Below are 19,814 nucleotides of genomic sequence, written 5' to 3' on the forward strand. Positions count from 1 at the left end.
GCGTTATGTATTCGTGTATATAACGATCTTTAAATGTAATAAAGGCAGAAGACAAATCCCCGACCTTTATAGCTATTTTAAGACCTTCAGTAAATTTTGTTTTTCAATTAATCTGGCAATTTCCTTTTCCAACTGGTCATATTCAGCAACAATTTCCCGGGCATATTCGGTAACTTCTGCTCCACCACCATGTGAACCGCCTTTTTTAAGTATCACCAAAGGCTTTTCAGCATGTTGGTTTAATCGTTGAATCAAATCCCAGGCTTTCTTATAAGACATATTCATTTCAGATGCTGCCCTGGAAAGTGAACCTTCCTTCTGAATTTTCTTGATCAACTCATTTGGACCGGGTCCATAGAATTTTTCACCGTCATCTTCTACCCAGCATTTGATCCTTAATTCCTTCATTTATAAATCTTAAGTTTTAAGATCACTGGTTTCAGGATTTTTTAACTGATTGATAAAAGGTTGTTTATAGAATCGTTGACCTGTAGCTTTATATAATGCGTTTGCCAGGGCACCCTGTACCGGAGGAAATGGAGGTTCACCAAGTCCCGTAGGATCGATCCCATTTTCAACAAAATGAACATCTATTTTTTTCGGTGCTTCTTTGTGCCTGATCAATCTGTATTTATCAAAATTGCTTTGCTGAGGCTTACCTTCATCAAAAGTCATTTCACTATAAAGCGCATGTCCTATTCCGTCGATCGTTCCACCCTCAACCATATTTTTAGCAGCATCTGGATTTACCACAATTCCGCAGTCTACCGCACAAGTCACTTTATCGATAATAGGTTCATTGCCCTTAACCGACATGTCCAGGATCTGCGCTACATAAGAATTATGACAATAATATGCTGAAACTCCACGACTCAACGTAGAATTACCATTCTCCCAACCAGATTTATCCCTGGCTAATTCAAGTACTCCCGCATAACGTTTTGCATCATAATCATTTTCTTCACCTACCGGATCTTTTTGTGCTCTATCCAGCATATCCAATCTAAACTGAATTGGGTCTTTTCCCATTTCTTCAGCAAGTTCGTCAAGGAATGATTGCTCTGCTCCAGCAATAAAATTAGAACGCGGAGCTCTAAAAGCACCTACTGAAATATTAGAATTCAGTGTCCAGCTTTCAGCTAAATAATTATCCAGCGCACCGGCCGGGAAACGATTGGCGAAAAGAGGGCTTTCCGGAATACCACCTGCATTCACATGAAAAGCAGTTAAATTGTTATTTCCGTCTAAGGCAGCCCGATACGTCACGTGGTAAGCCGGGCGATAAACTCCATTGGTCATATCATCTTCACGAGTATAAACCAATTTTATTGGTTTCCCCATTTTCTGAGAAATAACCGCTGCTTCTACCAGGAAATGACCATATAAACGGCGACCAAAACCACCACCCATACGCGTCATCTGTATGTCTATATTTTCAAGTTCAAAATCTAGTCGCTTATTGATACTTTTTTCAGCATATTCCGGAGTCTGAATAGGGCCTAATAATTCGGCTTTATCGCCGCTTACGTCAGCGAAAAAGTTCATTGGTTCCATACAGTTATGAGCAAGAAACGGACAGGTGTAAGAACGTTCAATTACTTTCGCAGCATTCTTAAAAGCTTTTTCAGGCTCTCCGTCCTTACGAACAACTTCCGACTTTTTGGAGCCTACATCGGCCATGAGAGTGGCGTGAATATTACTACTTTCGAGTCCGCTGGCATCTTCCATTCCTGCAGATTTCTCTAAAATCTCCACTTCTTTGGTCAATTCAGGATTTAAATCCCATTCAACCTTTAAAGCTTTTTTCGCCTGCATTACCTGCCAGGTAGATTCTCCCACCACCACCACAAGTTTGGAAAATGCTCCAACATCACTCCACTCCTTTTCCATATCTTCCGGATAGGTATCTATGGTAAAAACATCTGTAATTCCAGGCATTTCTTTAACGCTATCGGCATCCATGGATTTAAATTCCATCCCGAAAGCAGGTGGCTGAACCACCATCGCTATAAGCATTCCATCTTTATAAGTATCCAAACCATAAAGTGGCTGACCGGTTACAATTTTTTTGGCGTCCACATTTTTACGGGACGTTCCTATAATCTTAAAACTATCATTGTCTTTTAATTCCACTTCTTCAGGCACTTCAACCTGCGCTGCAGCTTTGGCGATCTCCCCATAACCGATAGTCTTATCGCTTCCTTCATGTTTGATCATTCCATTTTCAACGGAAAGTTCAGAAACCGGAACTTCCCACTGATTTGCAGCGGCAGTAAGCAACATTTGTCTGGCAGTTGCTCCAGCAGTTCTCAAAGATTCCCATCCCTGACGAATAGACTGACTTCCCCCGGCAAGTTGCCTGGTGAAAACATCAGTATTTAGAGGTGCCTGTTCAACGATCACATTATTCCAGTCTACATCCAGTTCTTCAGCCACCAGCATAGGCATCGAAGTTTTCACGTTCTGTCCAATTTCAGGGTTCGGTGAATAAATCGTTACAATTCCATTATCTCCAATTTTAAGGTAACCATTCAGCTCGAACCATTCATCTGGCATTTGCATCGCCAATTCTTCAGATCCCTCTTCTTCAGGTCCCTTACATGCCATCCAGTTAAAGCCAATGATCAAACCACCGCTAGCAACTCCAACACTTTTTATAAAAGATCTTCTTCCTAATCCTGTTTTTACTTTTGTCATTTCTTGAATATTTAAAATTGAATCAGGCTTATGCTATCTGAGAATTTGAAGCTTTCTTGATGGCCTCTTTAATTCGGGTATAAGTTCCGCAACGGCAAATATTTCCGTTCATGGCACTTTCGATCTCCTCATCACTTGGCGAAGGATTTCTTTTCAATAAAGCGGCGGCAGACATGATCTGTCCCGCCTGGCAATAACCACATTGAGGAACATCTACGTCCAGCCAGGCTTGCTGAACTGGATGATCTCCTTTCTCAGAAAGGCCCTCGATCGTAATGATCTCATTATCTGCAGCTGCAGAAATAGGAAGCTGACAACTTCTTACGGCAGAACCATTAAAGTGAACGGTACAGGCCCCGCATTGTGCGATACCGCATCCAAATTTTGTTCCCACTAATTTCATATGATCTCTCAATACCCATAACATGGGTGTAGATGGATCCACATCAAAAGAGTGATCTTTTCCGTTGATTTTTACATTGAATTCTGCCATGGAGATAATTTTTAGTCCTTTAAATTACGGATAAAATCTTAAAATTTTTAAGAAAATAGAAAATTAGCGATTGTTGAGGTCTTCCGGAAGAAAACTATTTTTTTGGAGGAAGGTCAAATGCTTTAGCATCATGCTCAAAATGATTTCTGTGAGAACCGTCACAAAAAGGTTTATTTGTTGATAGTCCACAACGGCAAAGTGAAACCAGTTCTCTTCCGCCTAAATCGTATACATTTCCGTCCTTATCTACGATCTCAAAATCGCCTTGTACTTTTAAAGATCCGTTACTTAATACGGTAAGTTTAGTCTTGCTCATTTTTTTAGTTTTAGTTGAAACACGAATATACGTGCAAAAACTTCAAAATTCAGCTAAATTTTAAGCTCTGATTCTTCTAAAGAATTTCTTCAAATTTAAGCTAGAGATATTCAAGTTAATTTCCTCACAAATAAAATTTTAGCCCGCACTACTGAAGTAATTTTAGATGAATTTGATGCTGGAAATTCGATTTATAGCACCTGCTTTTCAGCATTATTACAACAAGCAATTCTAAATTTATGGATATAAGATCCAACGAGCCATACTGGCTTATTAAAAACAGCCTTGGGACAAGTTATCCTTCTTTGCAGGAAAATATCAATTCCCAGGTAGTCATCATTGGCGGAGGAATTACCGGAGCTCTGATCGCCTACAAGCTGATAAATGAAGGTTTCAAGGTCGTGATGGTGGAGCGAAGGGACGTTTTTAATGGAAGTAGCGCTGCGAGTACTGCGATGTTACAATATGAAATTGATGAGCCTTTACACTTATTGATCGAAAAAGTAGGGCATACCAATGCAGTGAGCAGCTACAGAAATTGCGAGCAAGCGATATTTGATCTGGAAAAAATCGTAAAAGAGGTTAAAAGTGATTGTGAATTCGAAAGAAAAAATAGCATCTATTTTACTTCCAATAAGTCTGATTTGGATTTTATACGGAAAGAATACGAGGTTCGGAAAGAATATGGTTTTGAAGTTCAATTATTGCAGAAAGAAGCTTTACAAAAACTAGGGATCAAAAAAGGCTTGCTTGGGATAAAATCAAAATCTGGAGCTGTAATGGATCCCTATGAACTAAGTAAAGACCTGCTGAAATATTGTACCGATAAGAGTATGAATATATACGATCGTACCGAAATTGACAAGATCAATTATTTGGATAAAGGTATTGAACTTTTGACCAAGACCGGATGTATCATCTATTGCGATCATGTTATTCACTGCACGGGTTATGAAAGTACGGAATCCTTGAATGAAGAAGTGGTGAAGCTTAAAAGCACTTATGCCATGGCGAGTGAATCTTTGAAAAAATTACCGAATGCCTTTAAAAAAAATATTTTCTGGAATACTGATGAGCCGTATTTATATTTCCGGGCCACGGTAGATAACCGTATCATTATGGGTGGTGGTGATGAGAATTTTAAAAATGCCAAAAAAAGAGATGCGTTATTACCAAAAAAAGAAAAGTCACTTTTAAAAGCTTTCAATAAAACTTTCCCCGAAATCGAATATATCCCGGATTATTCATGGGCTGGTACATTTGGAGAAACTAAAGACGGGTTGCCATATATCGGGAAGCCAGATGAAGATAAAAATGAATCTTATGTTCTGGGGTTTGGAGGCAACGGGATCACTTTTAGCGTAATGGCAATGGACTGTATTTTACCAATCCTCCATAAAGAACCGCACGATTATCTTGAATATTATAAATTCGGAAGATAAAAAAAGCCCGGGATCAATTCCGGGCTTTTAATTTTATGCTGTCACACCTTCTTCCAGCGGTGCGTCTATTAATTTTTCAGGAGTAATTGGCAGATCCCTCATTCGTTTTCCAGTTGCATTAAAAATAGCATTGGCAATAGAGCCGGCTACACTGGTTATACCAAGTTCACCAATCCCCTTAATTCCCATTTTGTTGGCAATTTTATCTTCTTCCGGAAGGAAAATCACATCGATATTAGCCAGATCAAGATTCACCGGTACATGATAATCGGCAAAAGAACGGGTAATGAAATTCCCAAAATTCGGTTCTACCCTGGTTTGTTCTGCGATCGCCATTCCTGCACCCATAGTAAGTCCGCCAATGATCTGTCCATAAGCGGTTTTTGGATTCAATATTCTTCCCGCAGAGCCTACATTTACCATGCGCTTGATCTTCCACATCCCGGTATCCTTATCAACCCATACTTCAGAAAAATTAGCTCCGAATGAAAAAACCGAATGTTTCTTGAACTCTTCTGATGGCTCGGCCATACCCTTAGCCTCATAGTTTGTAAGATTGTTTTTCTTCAGCAGTTCAGCAATACTAACTTCTTCCTCTTCAGCAATATTCTGTTTCTTTTTCAATTCGCTTACGGCAATCTCACAAGCTGCCCTGGCGCCATTACAGTAAGAAGCCGCTCCCCATGAACCACCAGATCCCGGAGTTACAGGAAAATCTGAATCTCCCAGTTCAACGTTTATATTTTCAACCGGAATACCAAGATATTCCGAAGCCGTTTGCGCGATTATCGTATAACTTCCTGTCCCGATATCGGTCGCATCCATCTGTATTGTAGCCTGAACTTTTCCATTTTCAGCATCTAGAATTACTTTTGAATGGGTCTTTTGATAAGGTGAATTTCTAGACGCGGCACTCACTCCATAACCTATCAGCCAGTTGCCATTCGTATTTGTTCGAGGCTCCTGCTTTCTATTCTCCCAGCCAAACTTTTCCGCACCAATCCGCAAGCATTCTACGAGTAATCTGGATGAAAACGGTTGATCTTTACTAAGATCGGTTTGTGTATCGTTTTTTATGCGGAATTCGATAGGATCCATTTTCAGTTTCCAGGCCATCTCATCTATAACCGATTCCAGGGCAAAACTTCCTGTAGCCTCACCAGGCGCACGCATGGCAAAAGGTGTTTGCAAATTCATCGGAATCAATCGATGAGTGACTTTGTTGTTCGGAACTTTATAAAGCATTTTGGTAACCATTCCACATTGCTCCTGAAACTCCATGTTTGTTGAAGTATGCGAAATAGTTTCATGAGCCAGAGCAGTTAATGTCCCATCATTCTTAGCTCCAATTTTCATTCGTTGTTCATTGAACTGGCGAAGCCCTGTATTGGTAAACATCTGGTTTCTCGTTACAGTAATCTGAACGGGGCTGCCAATCATCTTGGAAGCCATAACTCCAAGAATCGCATGACGTTCTACATTCAGCTTGGAACCAAATCCGCCGCCTACATAAGAAGCGATCACACGTACATTTTCCTGCGGAATCTGGAAGGTATCAGAAATTGCAATTGTAGCATCTTCCACCATCTGCTGGCTTGCATACGCGGTCACCTTCCCATTTTCCCAGGAGGCAATGATCGCGTGCAATTCCATAGGATGATGGTGCTCAATAGGTGTTGTGTAAACCGAATCTATTGAAATATCTGCTTCTGCAAGACCTTTATCTACATCTCCCCTGGAATAATCAGATTTATCATTTGGTTTATATGCCTTCGATTTCAATTCATCAAAACGAATCGCGGGATCTGAGAATTTTTTATAAGTGTATTTCACCAATCTTGCCGCATGCTGAGCTATTTCAAAAGTTTCAGCAACTACAAGTCCTACATACTCCCCGTAGTAATGTATTTTATTATCCTGCAAAACCGGTGCAATCGTATCGGTTGCAATCGCAGGACGCTCTTTATCGAAGGTCTTTAATTTTTCAGCGTTTTTATAAGTGATCACTTTTAGAACGCCTTTCAGCTTTTCAGCTTCAGAAGTATCTATGGAAGTGATCTCTCCCTTAGCGATCGTACTATTGATCGCCTGGGCGTAAACTTTATTTTCTATCGGAAATTCAGAAGCATATTTGGCCATTCCAGTCACTTTAAGGTGACCTTCTACTCTATCAATAGCTTTTCCAACTCCAGATGCCTTTAATGTCTTCATAATAAGTTTTGATTTTTGAGTATGGTCTATGCTTTTCTTTCGTATGCCTGGGTTAATGCGCGAACAATTGCTTTCTTGCCCATTTCAACTTTATATTTATTGTCTTCAAAAGGTTTTGCATCCTGCATCGCTAGTTCCGCTGACTTTTCAAAATTAGACTTATCGGGCTTTTTGCCTTTCAGAAATTCTTCGGCTTTGGTTAGTTTCCATGGTTTATGCGCTACTCCACCCATTGCCAGGCCAATATTTGAAATGACTCCACTTTTCAATTCCATTCCTGCCGCAACAGAAATTAGCGCGAATGCGTAACTGGAGCGCTCCCTGATCTTTAGATAATAATAATGATCAGCAAAAACTGGTTTCGATAAATGAATAGCCATGATCAATTCTCCCGGTTCCAGATTGGTATCCTTCTCAGGCTGATCTCCAGGTAATCTATGAAAATCGGAAAATGGAATCATTCTACTGGAGAGATCGGTTTTTTGAACTTCCACTTCGGCACCAATTGCAGCTAAAGCAACATTCATATCTGAAGGATTTACAGCAATGCAACTATCACTGTATCCAAAGATCGCGTGCAGGGCGTTCATCCCATCTTTTGCTCCACAGCCACTTCCCGGCTCACGCTTGTTACACGGCATGGAGGTTTCAAAGAAATAGGGACAACGAGTGCGTTGCAGCAAATTTCCTCCGTTTGTCGCCATATTCCTAATCTGAGCAGTAGCCGCAGACAGCATCGCCATGGAAAGTAATGGATAGTTTTTTCTAATATCGGGATGATTGGCAGTTTCAGAATTGCTCAGCATTGCTCCAAGCTTGTAACCACCGTCATCATTTTTCGAGATTTCAGCAAAATCTAGATTATTAATATCTATTAATTGATTTGGTTTCTCAACATCTTCTTTCATCAAGTCAACAAGATTTGTGCCTCCGCCCAGATAATGCGAGTTTTTAGAATAAGCTTGCAAGGCTTCATCTTTAGTTTTTGTACCGGTATATGTAAATGGTCTCATGTTTTAAATTTTTGTGCTGTTTTTCGCTTAGGCATTCTTCGCTTTGTCCATTTGTTCCTGTGTAGCAAATTCCCAGGTTGGCATTTCATCATCTCCGGAATGGACTTCCTTGAAAGCCTGTACGATGTTATTATAAGCACCGCAACGGCATATATTCCCAGATAATCTCTCGCGTATCTCTTCTTCGGAAAGCTTTAGATCTTTATTGATCATTTTAAAATCTTCAGTCACATAACTCGCTTCACCGTTTTTGGCTTCTTCCAGCAAGGCAACTGAAGAACATATCTGTCCCGGAGTACAATATCCGCATTGAAAGCCATCATGCTTCAAAAATGCTTCCTGCATCGGGTGCATATTTCCGGGGGTTCCTAAACCTTCAATTGTCGTGACCTCCTTTTCTTCGCAAGTTGCAGCCAGGGTAAGGCAGGATAATTTACGTTTACCGTCTATCATCACCGTACATGCTCCGCACTGACCGTGATCACAACCTTTTTTTGTTCCGGTTAATGCCAGTCTTTCTCTAAGCGCGTCCAGCAAACTCATCCTGGAATCGATTGTCAATGGTTTAACCGAATCATTTACGCGGAGATTTATTTTTATCTCATTCCAGAAAACCTCTGGATTTTCAGGAAGGTCTTTCATTGTATTTGCAAAAAGTTCGTTGCTGAAATAGGTAGAAGCCCAGATACTTAAGCTTGCCGCCGACATTTGTTTGAGGAACTTTCTTCTTGAGGTGCCATTTAGTCCAACCTCATCGAAAATCGTTTTTTCATCTTCAGTAAGATCTCTTGAATCTAAATCTTCTCGCCATTTTTCCGGATCGTTCATACTTATAAATTTAATAGGGAAGTTAATTGGGTATAAGTTAAATCAATTGGCGCGCTGTTTCCGTTAGAGATATGTGAAAATTTTGAAGTTACTCAAGTTTTAAATTTGAATTGATAGAAATAGCTCAAGCAGAAATGAAGTCTTGATCTATAAGATTTGATAATATCTTTATCATAATTAATTAACCATAACAAGAAATTTAGAAAAATGAGATCTGGATAAAATCCAGCACATAAAACTAAGATGAATTAGTTTTTTAACAAATATTTAAATAAAACGATAGAATATTGTATTTTATGAGCCATGAAAATAAAACCAATCGCTCTTTTTATTGTCGTTTTATTAATTATCTCAGGTTGTTCTAACAGAAATCGGAATTCAGATAATAAAGCATTTTTCTCTGATGATGACGCTCCCTACAAAACATATAAGGATCTTGAAGAAATCAAGAAGGATGGTGTTCTTCACGCGATAACCATCTATAATTCTACCAGTTATTTTCTTTATAAAGGAATGCCTATGGGATTTGAATACGAGCTACTGTCTCGCCTGGCCGATGATCTCGACCTTGAACTGAAGATTACCGTGGCAGACGATATTGATGAGCTTTTTGATATGTTGAACAATGGTGATAGTGACCTTATCGCTTACGGTCTTACGATCACGAAACCGAGAAAAAAACTGGTTAGCTTTACCAAGAACCACTATGTAACGCACCAGGTCTTAGTACAGCGTAAACCCAAAAATTGGAGATCGTTGCCGGGTTATAAGATAGACAGGCAATTAATCTCAAATACCTTGGAATTGATAAATGATCCCGTATGGGTTCGGGAAAATTCATCGTATGCCGAAAGACTTAAAAATTTGCAGAACGAAATGGGTGCCGAAATTCCCATTGAACATATTCCCGGAAACAAAACTACAGATGAGATCATCAAGATGGTGGTAGATGGCAAAATTGAAAGAACAATTGCCGATTATAATATTGCCGCCGTAAATAAAACCTTCTATCCTATTCTTGATATTGACACCAGAATATCATTTTCACAACGCATTGCCTGGGCGGTAAGACAAAATTCTCCGGAGCTTATGAATGCCATCAATAAATGGATTGATAAAGAGAAAAAAACTGATGATTATTATGTGATCTACAATAAATATTTCAAAAACAAAAAGTCTTATCGAGGTAGGGTTGCTAGTGATTTCTACAGCAAAAATGGAAATAAGATCAGCCGTTACGATGATATTATCAAATCAAATGCTTCGAGGATAGGTTGGGACTGGCGCTTTCTAAGTTCACAGGTTTATCAGGAATCAAGGTTTAATCCTAAGTCCAAATCTTGGGCGGGAGCAACCGGACTCATTCAATTGATGCCCGCCACCGCAAAAGAAGTTGGGGTAAGCAATACTTTTAATCCTGAACAGAATGTAAAAGGCGGTGTAAAATATCTGGACAGAATGCGAGATCGGTTTGAAAATGTAACAGATTCTATTCAGAAAGTGAAATTTACTCTGGCCGCTTTTAATTGTGGTGCCGGTCATGTTTTTGATGCCATGCGTCTGGCAGAAAAAAACGGAAAAAATCCTAATGTATGGGACAATAACGTGGAAGAATATATCCTGAAACTCACCCAGAAAAAATATTACCTGGATGATGTGGTTCGCCATGGTTATGTTAGAGGATCTGAACCATATAACTATGTTCGCGATATTTTTCTGCGCTATGAACACTACAAACAATTCATAGATCAGGAGCCAGAAATTCAGATCGCCGATCGTTCCTGAAATTATTTCAGCACAACCCCTACTCCTATTTTCTGAAGTAAATACGGATTATGATCTATGATTAGAATATCGTTATCCTTACTGAGCTTTTCAAGTATTGCAAACAGAAGATCAATATCAGAATAATGTAGTCCAGTGCTTGGTTCATCTAAAATATACAACATATTAGACTTTTTTTTCTGTAACCAGTTCAGCAATAACAATCGTTGCCTTTCCCCTGAAGAAAGAGATTGTACCGGCTGGTCAAGCCTTAAGTGCGCCAAGCCGATCTCTTTTAATTGACCCAAGAACTTCATTGTTTTCTCTGGAATTTTAGACATTTCAAACCATTTTTCAAGTTCAAAAATATTCAAGGCAAGTACCTCAGCTATACTCTTTGACTGAACTTGATGTTTCAAAATTTCAGGTTGGTATCGCTGACCCTGACAAACTTCACATTTTTCGATGGAGTTCGCAGCGACATCCAGACTGGTTTCCAAATAGCCTTTTCCTTTACAATTCGGGCACTGACTCGTTTTGGTTTTATAAGAAAAATCACGAGCCTTAAGACTGGTTTCAATGGAAAAAATCTTACTGATGTCCTTCAATAAATTCAAATATGAAACCAGTAAGGTCTTGGAATGAGACCGCAGTTTTTTAGTTTCGAAATAATGCGCTTCTGTATAATTCTTAGGGAATTTAATGCTCCTACAATTCACGGGTATGCCGGTTTCAATGCTCGGAATGAGAATATCCTTTACCAAAGTAGTTTTACCAATTCCTGATTTTCCGCTAATGGCTGTGATCCCTCCAATGGGAACTTCCAGAGTTTTCCTCACCAGGCTATATCTCGAAATATCCTGAATTTTTATAGCTGTATTAGTCTTTTTCAGTTCAACCGGGTTAGAGACTTCTTTTAAGTAAGGATGACAATTAACTTCTTTTACAAATTCTTCAGGTTTTCCCTGATAGGTTATGTAACCACCCTGTTTTCCTGCCTCAGGACCGATCTCTACCAGCTCATCCGCAGACAAAATAATCTCTTTATTATGCTCGATCACCAGAACCGTATTTCCTTTATCGATCAATTCTTTCAGGATCTGGATGAGATCTGGAATATTATCATTTGACAATCCTGCCGATGGTTCATCCAGAAGATAGGTGATTCCTTTAAGCGGGGAGTTTAACTGCTGGATAAGCGCTACCCGCTGATTTTCTCCACCTGAAAGCGTATACGATTTTCGATTAAGTTGCAAATGATCAATGTGTAATTGCCTGGCGCGTTTAATGGTATTGATAAGATGCGGTTCAATTTTAGAGATTAGCTGTTCATCTACTTTCTCTTTTTTAATTTTTCCAGACAACCAATCCTCTAAATCCTGAAAGTCCATCAATTTAATCTCATGAATAGATTTTCCTGCAATCTGGAACTTGAGACGCTCCGGCTTTAATCCGCTTCCCATGCAATGACTGCATTGCGAAGGAGTAAATAAAGCTTTCAGTTTTTCAATATGCTTGTTCTTACGTGTTTTATAATATTCATCTGTCAAATACTGGAAAAGTCCTTTCCATTGCATTTTAATATCCTGCGAGCCTTTTCTGGTCTTCGTTTTAAATTCCCAGCTCGTTTTCCATTCAGTTTCACCAGTACCGTAAAACACTATATTTTTCTGCTTTTCTGAAAAATCTGTGAATGGTGTATTCAGATCAAAACCATACTCTGCACCTATCTCTTTAATAATCGCCATATACTGGCTATCTGCCTGACCATAGTAAGCAAGCGATTTGTTATGCTCAAATAGTCCGTCTGCGATGCTCATCGCTCCATCAAGTACAATCTTATCAAGATCAGGTAGAAGTTCCTCACCAATCCCATCGCAAACAGCACATTTCCCTAACTCATGATTATTTGAAAAATGACTGGCAGAAAGTTCTTCTCCTTCAAATTGAGCCTTCCGTGAAAATGCAAATCTCAGGATCTTATCAATCCCGGTTTGTTTTGAAATATCAGAACGTTCCGTAAAATTTTTTTCCTTTCGGGTTACACAGATCGTAGGAGTTAAGCCTTCAATATGTTCCACTTCCAACTGAAAATTCACACCCGCCCTGGATTGCTGATAAGCCGAAAATTGCTTTGTCATTTCCTGAAGTCCGTAGCCATGCAGTGTATCTATGACCAAAGATGATTTTCCTGATCCTGAAATACCCGTGATCACCGATAATTTATTCTTTGGAAAATTTACATCGAGGTTTTTTAAATAGTGAGTTCGCGCACCTTTTATGGATATCTTATCTGTGCGTTGATCTTTTAATTTTCTAAGCTCTTCGCTTTGCGTTTTTAGAGCATTATCTAAGAGCCTGTCGCAGGAAGACTGGAATAGTGAATGATTTTCAAAACAGAAAATCCCGGCTGTTTGTTTTTTGAGTTCGTGCAAAGCAGACAACAACTGTCTTACATTTTTCTGATGCAAACCTATACTAGGTTCTTCCAGGATAAGTAGCGTATCTTTGGATTGCCTGGCAAAATGCTTGGTAAGTTTTATTCGTTGTGCTTCACCTCCGGACAAGGTGTTGGAAGGTTGCCCTAATTTAATATAACCCAAACCTAATTGTAGCATTAATGATAGGATCGTATTAATCTTTTTCTCTCCAGAAAAGAAATCCAAAGCTTCTTCAATACTGAGATTATAGATATCGGCGATTGTTTTATTATTCCAGTGCACCTTCAAAACCTCAGGTTTAAAACGTTTCCCATTACAACTGGGACAAACCTGGTTGATAGTACCCATAACATTCATGGAAAGCGTTATCACTCCGGCGCCTTCACAGGTTTCACATCTTCCTGTCTTATTATTGAAAGAAAATGCACTTTTAGTTAGTTTCTGAGATTTGGCTTCCAAAGATTTCGCGAAAAGATCACGAATCTTATCTGCCAACCCGGTATAAGTAGCCGGGTTGCTTCGAGGTGTTTTCCCAATAGGCTGATCTGAAACCGCAACCAGTTTTAAATCCTGCTTTTTTGCATAGACATTTAATTTGTTGAGAATCTTCTGAGTTTTCCTGCTGATTACAGCAAGTTCACCTAATTGCGGCTGAAATGAATCCGCTGATTCAGATATTGACCTATTCTTGGGTTTTGTATTTTCCTGATGTAATTCAGCTAAAGTCGGACTTGATGATTCTTTTGAATTCAGAAAGTCATCTATAGTCCCGTTGAAAATTACTTCTCCGCCATGAATCCCAGCTTCGGGGCCGAGCTCCACAATCCAATCAGCAGTTTTGATAAAATTCAGATCATGTTCTACAACCATAACCGTATTTCCACGGCTAATCAAGCGATCAAGAATATGTCTTAAATGCTTCTGATAATTTTCAGAAAGACCAATGGATGGTTCATCGAAAACATAAAGAATTCCCTGTAAACTGCTATTTACCTGTTTGATCAGTTTGATACGCTGCCCGTCACCAGAAGAAATTTCAGTACTCGGTGTGCTTAACTTATAATCTTCCATTCCAAGTCTGATCAGATCAAATAACTGGTCACAGATCTTATCAACCAGTACCTCTTCCCCTGCACTCAGATCCTGGGACTTCAGCTTTTCATATAGATCGTTCAGCGAAAGTTCCATCCATTGCTGGAAATTCAGGCCTTGCCATTTAAATTTGAGATGTTCCGCTTTGATCCGTGCACCTTTACATTTAGGACAGATACTCGAACTGGCAAATTTCAGAATATTAGGATTCCGGTCCCGTTTTAGAATATCGTTCATAATAGGAAGAATTCCTTTGTAATATCCTTCCTCGCGAGGTTTTGCTTTAAAACCCTTCCAGCGCAATCGAGATTCTATACTATGCTTTCCGTAGAAAACTTTGATACGATCACTTCCATTCAGGATAACATCCTTTTGCTCATCAGATAAATCTTTCCAAGGAATATCCACATTAAAGCCGTGTTCTGCGCAAACCTTATTCAGTTCCTCAACAGTAACCTGTGAATAAACGATGTATCCGCTTGGTAGTGTGGTAGTGATTGCACCCTCTCTCAGGGTTTTATTCTTATCCCCAACCAGTTTGTTCAGATCTATATATTCTGCTTCTCCAATTCCTCTACAGCGCTCGCAGGCGCCTTTTGGATGATTGAAAGAAAAAAGAGATTTACTCATGGTTTCTTCAGCCGAATAACGGGCAAATAGAATTCTGAAAACAGCAGTAAGTTCAGAAAGCGTTCCAAAAGTAGCATTGATAGATTGAAAACGTTTGGACTGCTCCACTTTGATCACCGGCGGTAAGGCTTCAATATCATCAACTTCAGCAGTTGGAATCATTTGGGCATTTTGCTGATTATAGGCCGGAAGACTTTCCAGGAAATAACGATAACCTTCATTTCCAATAATGCCCATCGCCAATGAAGATTTCCCGGAACCAGACAAACCTGTCACCACAATTAATTGATTTTCAGGAATACTTAAATCAATATTTTTGAGATTATTCTGGTGGGCATTAATAATGCGCATATAAGCTTGAAATTTCTTTTTAGAAATTTCAATATAAAAAGATTCTTACAGCTAGAAACGGGTTTAAGAAGAATACAACAGGATATTAATCTTTCACTTAGAACAGGTCGTATTTATCATATTACAGTTCTTAAAAATTGGCGGTGATCTTCTTAAGTTCTGCCCTGCTTTTCAGATATTTCTTCTGCAGACTGATCTCTTTTAATTTAGCTGAAATAAAGGAATTCTCCCTGTTATTTACCAGGAAAAGTGAGCTATCGCCAAGCTGAAACAAGCGTACCTCAGCAGAAACAAGATCATCATAATTATCTACAAGTTCATTCATTTCCACCAACTGTTCTCTAAAAGAAGCGATCTCGGTTTGGAGCGCCTGGATTTTATTTTCAATTTCGCGACTGGCACTTATCAATTCAAAACGAGTATTCTCTAAAGCAACCTTGGCGAGCTGAAGATTCCCTCTCTCCTTACGCAAGAATATTGGTAATTCAAGTTTCAATCCGAATTTGTAATCTGCTGTATTTAAGCCTCTCCATTCTCTCGGCTCGCTCGTAAGGAAGTTGTAGGTAAGATCGATATTTGGTAGCAACTTATTTCCCATCAAATCTCGTTCTACTCTTCTAATATCAAGATCATATTCCAGAGATCTTATCTTGGGATTGTTCTCTACATCTTCCAAGGCATTCAATTCATTGGGAATCCATAGTTGATCTACTTCCTGGAAAAGTTCTTCATCTGGAAATACGTTTTCTGTGATCTCTACAGGAACATCATTATCTGTCCAGAGATAATTGGATAAATTTAGGGAGCTCTTTGTATAATCAAGTTGCGCTTGCTGGTACTGTATCTTTCTATTTCTATAATTAGTATTCGCTTCCAGTGTATCAACAGCAGGCATGTCTCCTGCTCTAAATGAAGTTTTAACCGACTCTAAACGAAATTCTGCATTATCTAAAAAACGCTCATACAATTCCAGTTCCTGGTATGTAGCATACCATTCAAAATAAGCATTAACCGCATTGTAAATAACATTAGCTACGGCAATGTCTCTTTTAGCTTTTGTTTGTTCGCGGTAGATCTTTGCCTGTTTAAGTGAAGCCATGCGTTCACTCATCCATAAACCATTGGTGATATCAAGATTTACACCTGCTGAAAACAATCCATCTTCTGGAACTGTATTCTGCGGATTCAGATAATAACCACCATTATCTTCAAATTTCGCATTGAATTCCAAACCGTAATAAGTAGGAATTTTAAACGCGGCATCAAAAAGGCTGTAATACTCTGTTCCTTTAAATTCTTTATTTGAAAATCCACCAGCGATCTTAGGATCAAATGCTCCTCGAGCTTTCATCAGCTTGAATTCACCTTCATCTACTACCAAACCTGCCTGCTTCACTAGCGGATGGAAATTCTTGACAATCGCCATATATTCTCCAAATTCCAGCTGCAGGCTATCCTGCTCCTGTGCAGAGGAAAAAGCGAAAGTAAGCGTCATTAGAAAAAAAATTAATTTTCTCATCCTTTCTTTTCATTTGAAGTAGTTGAACTTTCTGGTGTATAATAATTCGGAGGGAAACCGTTTAATTGTCGCCATAGTTCATACCAGATAGACACGTCTTCAAGTAAGGCTAAAGTAGAGGCTCCAGAGCCAATTTTAATCTCTTTTGGCCAGACGTGTTCTTCTTCGTCTGGAGCTAATAAGATTCTATATTTCCCATTCGGACTAATAAAATTTTCAATTGCTACGATCTCTGCACCGTAGGTTCCGTAAGAACTGTTAGGCCATCCACTGAAGACAATTGCCGGCCAACCGTCAAATTGCACCCTTACTTTTTCACCTATATGAAGCAAAGGCATATCTATAGGATCTACATAGGTTTCTACTGCAATCTCATAATCGGATGGCATAATTCCAACCAGTGGTTCGCCTTCCTTGAAAGTTTCTCCAATACCGGCCTTAATCGCTTTATTGATATAACCAGACTGTGGAGCCCGGATATAATACATTCCCTTTCGAGTATCGTAATTGGCAAAATCTGTTTCCAGTTTACTAATATCTGCCTGGGCCTGGTATAGGTCACTTTCAGCAGTAGAACGATCACTCTGAGTCTTAGAGATCTTTTCGCCATACTCAGCCTGAATTCTATTTAATTCTATCCATGCATTTATGATCTCATTTCTGGAAGCCAGAACTTTGTTCTCCTGGGCGATCTCTTTCGCTTTTGCTTCCTGAAGTTTTAATCGGTAATTTTCAACCTCAGCAGTAGATTTAAGACCTTCTTCATTTAATGCTTCCATACGATTGTATTGCCTTTGCGCAATCTCATAATTGGTCCTGGCTGCTTCCAGATCGATACTATCACTCTTGAATTTCAGCTTGCTCTGCTCAAGTTTATTTTCAGCCTGATTTGTCTTTAGACCTCTTTCCTGCTGAAGTGATCCTACCTGGTTAGAGAGATACTGGATCTTCTCTTCATAGGACTCCTGGCTGCTTCGCTTAACTCTTATCTGGTCACCGGTTCTATCCACGATCATCGTATCAAAATATTCACTTTTGACTTCAGAAATATGAAGAATGGTATCCCCTTTTTCCACAAAATCACCTTCACGGATGTACCACTTCTCAATTTTTCCTGGAATTGGCGATTGCAAGGTTTGCGGTCTTTGTGCCGGAGTCAATGTAGTTACGTAGCCTTTACCTGCGACCGTTTGCGTCCATGGCAACAACAGTATGATTATAAGTATGACACCGAACACGATCAAAAACCTGTTGAAATATTTCTGATTACGCTCATTAAAGACCTTCTTTCCCGAAGCATATTGGGTAAGATCTACTTTTTCGTGCAATTTATTTTTCGTGATGTTTAACATCTTAATCTCTGGATTTAATTTTTCCGTTATCTAGCCAAATCATTTTATCGCAATATTGCTCCCATTTCTTTTCCTTGCTCGCAACTATAATCGTCCACTTATTCTCTTTACTGAACAAGAATTCAAGGATCTTATCTTCATCATTGTCGTCTAATTGATCTAGCGGATCGTTAAGAATTAAAACCGCAGGTTTCTTAACAATACTTCTGGCCAGAATGATCTTTTTGGATATGGAATAAGGCATTTGAATTCCTTCAGGAAATATCATGGTTTTTAAGCCTTTGGGCTGCTGTTTGATGAAACTTACCAGGCCAGTTTTTTCCAGTGCCCATTGAATATCCTGTTTAGGAATACTTGAATCACCAAGGGTAATATTTTCCAGGATAGTACCTTCAAATGGAGATTCTTCTGTTAACGACTGACCAATCAATGCCCTGTAGTGATTAGGATTTAAGGCATGAATTGAAATATCATTTATAAATATTTCACCCAGACTTGGTGTATATAACCCGGAAATAATCTTCAAAAGAGTAGATTTACCGGAACCATTTTCACCTTTCAGTAATATTCTATCTCCCGGATTAATTTTCAGATTGATGTTTTTCAGGATCTTTTTATCATTAAAACCTTTATACTGAACTCCATCCAGTTCAATTTTCAGTTCCTCTCCAATCTCAAAAGGTTTTTCACCTCCCTGGTCTTCTAATTCCTTATCTACAACCTGACCCATTTTCTCAAGAGAAGTTAGAATATCATAAAAGGATTCAATCCCAAGTATGATCTTTTCAACAGAATTAATGATCAAAAGAATGATGATTTCTGCCGCCACAAACTGCCCTATATTCATTTCCTGATTTAGTACCAGCATACCTCCTATCGCCAGAAGTCCGGCAGTTACCAGAACTTTGAAAAGAATTAACTGAACAAACTGAATTCGTAAAACCTGGAAATGTCTTTCACGCGCATCAAGATAATCGCATAACATATTATCATTCTTGGTAATTGCGAAATTAGTTCTTCCGGAAACTTTAAAACTTACCAGCGTACGCGCAACTTCCTGGATCCAGTGAGCAATTCGGTATTTGTATTTTGATTCTGCGATACTCGCATCCAATCCTCTTTTACCTGTTAATTTAAAGCCTATATATAGTAAAATGACCAGTAGAAATCCATAAATGATAAAGAACGGGTGATAAAGAGAAAGTAAGATGAGGCCAAAGAATACCTGCACTAATGCTGCGGGAAAATCAATGACTACTTTAGATAATCCTTTCTGGATATTTAATACATCAAAAAATCTATTAGCCAGTTCAGGCGGATAGAAATTTCGCAACTGGTTCATTTTTATCTTGGGAAAGCGATAAATGAATTCAAATGAAGATCGTGTAAAGATCTTCTGCTGAACATTCTCCAGGATTCGTATCTGCATTAGCTGTAAAACACCAACAAAAGCAACTCCTAAGGTCACTAATATAACAAGTACGAACCAGGATGTAGAAATTCTTGCTCCCTGCATTAGGTTTACGATCGCCTGGATTCCTAATGGTACCGACAGGCTAATAAAACCAGCAAAAATCGCATAATAGAAAATCTGAAGAAAATCCCGTTTTTCCAGCTTCAGCAATCCAACAAATCTTTTTAAAGGACTATATTTTTTTTCCATTT

At 39.0% G+C, this 19,814-nt stretch carries 13 protein-coding genes; 2 read left to right on the forward strand and 11 right to left on the reverse strand.

The features are described from left to right. Window positions 1–72: 72 nt before the first annotated feature. From RE431_RS07665 to RE431_RS07680, 4 genes are all read right to left on the reverse strand, one after another. The gene (locus RE431_RS07665) at window positions 73–408 is read right to left on the reverse strand and encodes a winged helix-turn-helix domain-containing protein (RefSeq protein WP_309561388.1); all 336 of its coding nucleotides are present in this window, start codon (window positions 406–408) and stop codon (window positions 73–75) included. A gap of 9 nt (window positions 409–417) precedes the next feature. After that, window positions 418–2,697 (reverse strand): xanthine dehydrogenase family protein molybdopterin-binding subunit, encoded by a 2,280-nt coding sequence (locus RE431_RS07670; RefSeq protein WP_309561389.1) that lies wholly within the window; start codon window positions 2,695–2,697, stop codon window positions 418–420. Window positions 2,698–2,725: 28 nt separating this feature from the next. Further along, the gene (locus RE431_RS07675; RefSeq protein WP_309561390.1) at window positions 2,726–3,190 is read right to left on the reverse strand and encodes a (2Fe-2S)-binding protein; all 465 of its coding nucleotides are present in this window, start codon (window positions 3,188–3,190) and stop codon (window positions 2,726–2,728) included. Between the two features lie 94 nt (window positions 3,191–3,284). Continuing rightward, window positions 3,285–3,506 (reverse strand): CDGSH iron-sulfur domain-containing protein, encoded by a 222-nt coding sequence (locus RE431_RS07680; protein ID WP_309561391.1) that lies wholly within the window; start codon window positions 3,504–3,506, stop codon window positions 3,285–3,287. A gap of 239 nt (window positions 3,507–3,745) precedes the next feature. Between RE431_RS07680 and RE431_RS07685 the strand changes: the two genes are divergently transcribed. Further along, window positions 3,746–4,948 carry an NAD(P)/FAD-dependent oxidoreductase gene (locus RE431_RS07685; protein WP_309561392.1) on the forward strand — a complete coding sequence of 401 codons (1,203 nt, stop codon included), beginning with the start codon at window positions 3,746–3,748 and terminating at the stop codon, window positions 4,946–4,948. 33 nt (window positions 4,949–4,981) lie between these two features. On the opposite strand, the gene RE431_RS07690 is transcribed toward RE431_RS07685, so the two are convergent. The 3 genes from RE431_RS07690 to RE431_RS07700 are packed head-to-tail and all read right to left on the reverse strand — an operon-like array spanning window position 4,982 to window position 9,000. Beyond that, entirely contained in the window at window positions 4,982–7,159 is a 2,178-nt protein-coding gene (locus tag RE431_RS07690; protein ID WP_309561393.1) for a xanthine dehydrogenase family protein molybdopterin-binding subunit, read from the reverse strand. A gap of 26 nt (window positions 7,160–7,185) precedes the next feature. Further along, the gene (locus RE431_RS07695; RefSeq protein ID WP_309561394.1) at window positions 7,186–8,172 is read right to left on the reverse strand and encodes an FAD binding domain-containing protein; all 987 of its coding nucleotides are present in this window, start codon (window positions 8,170–8,172) and stop codon (window positions 7,186–7,188) included. A gap of 27 nt (window positions 8,173–8,199) precedes the next feature. Continuing rightward, window positions 8,200–9,000 (reverse strand): 2Fe-2S iron-sulfur cluster-binding protein, encoded by an 801-nt coding sequence (locus RE431_RS07700; RefSeq protein WP_309561395.1) that lies wholly within the window; start codon window positions 8,998–9,000, stop codon window positions 8,200–8,202. 303 nt (window positions 9,001–9,303) lie between these two features. On the opposite strand from RE431_RS07700, the gene RE431_RS07705 reads away from it, so the two are divergent. After that, window positions 9,304–10,785, forward strand: coding sequence for an MltF family protein (locus RE431_RS07705; protein WP_309561396.1), 1,482 nt, complete (start codon window positions 9,304–9,306; stop codon window positions 10,783–10,785). A gap of 2 nt (window positions 10,786–10,787) precedes the next feature. On the opposite strand, the gene RE431_RS07710 is transcribed toward RE431_RS07705, so the two are convergent. The 4 genes from RE431_RS07710 to RE431_RS07725 all read right to left on the reverse strand — a co-directional run bounded on the left by RE431_RS07710 (window position 10,788) and on the right by RE431_RS07725 (window position 19,812). Next, window positions 10,788–15,278, reverse strand: coding sequence for an ATP-binding cassette domain-containing protein (locus RE431_RS07710; protein WP_309561397.1), 4,491 nt, complete (start codon window positions 15,276–15,278; stop codon window positions 10,788–10,790). Between the two features lie 130 nt (window positions 15,279–15,408). After that, on the reverse strand, window positions 15,409–16,797 hold the full coding sequence (locus RE431_RS07715; RefSeq protein WP_309561398.1) for a TolC family protein: 1,389 nt from the start codon (window positions 16,795–16,797) through the stop codon (window positions 15,409–15,411). Continuing rightward, a complete protein-coding gene (locus RE431_RS07720; RefSeq protein ID WP_309561399.1) occupies window positions 16,794–18,149 on the reverse strand; it encodes an HlyD family secretion protein in 1,356 nt (451 codons plus the stop codon). Before RE431_RS07720 ends, RE431_RS07715 begins: the two co-directional genes overlap by 4 nt. A 1-nt stretch (window position 18,150) precedes the next feature. Then, a complete protein-coding gene (locus RE431_RS07725) occupies window positions 18,151–19,812 on the reverse strand; it encodes a peptidase domain-containing ABC transporter (RefSeq protein ID WP_309561400.1) in 1,662 nt (553 codons plus the stop codon). Window positions 19,813–19,814 lie beyond the last annotated feature (2 nt).

The sequence above is a fragment of the Christiangramia sediminicola genome (assembly GCF_031344135.1).
Classification (GTDB): Bacteria; Bacteroidota; Bacteroidia; order Flavobacteriales; family Flavobacteriaceae; genus Christiangramia; species Christiangramia sediminicola.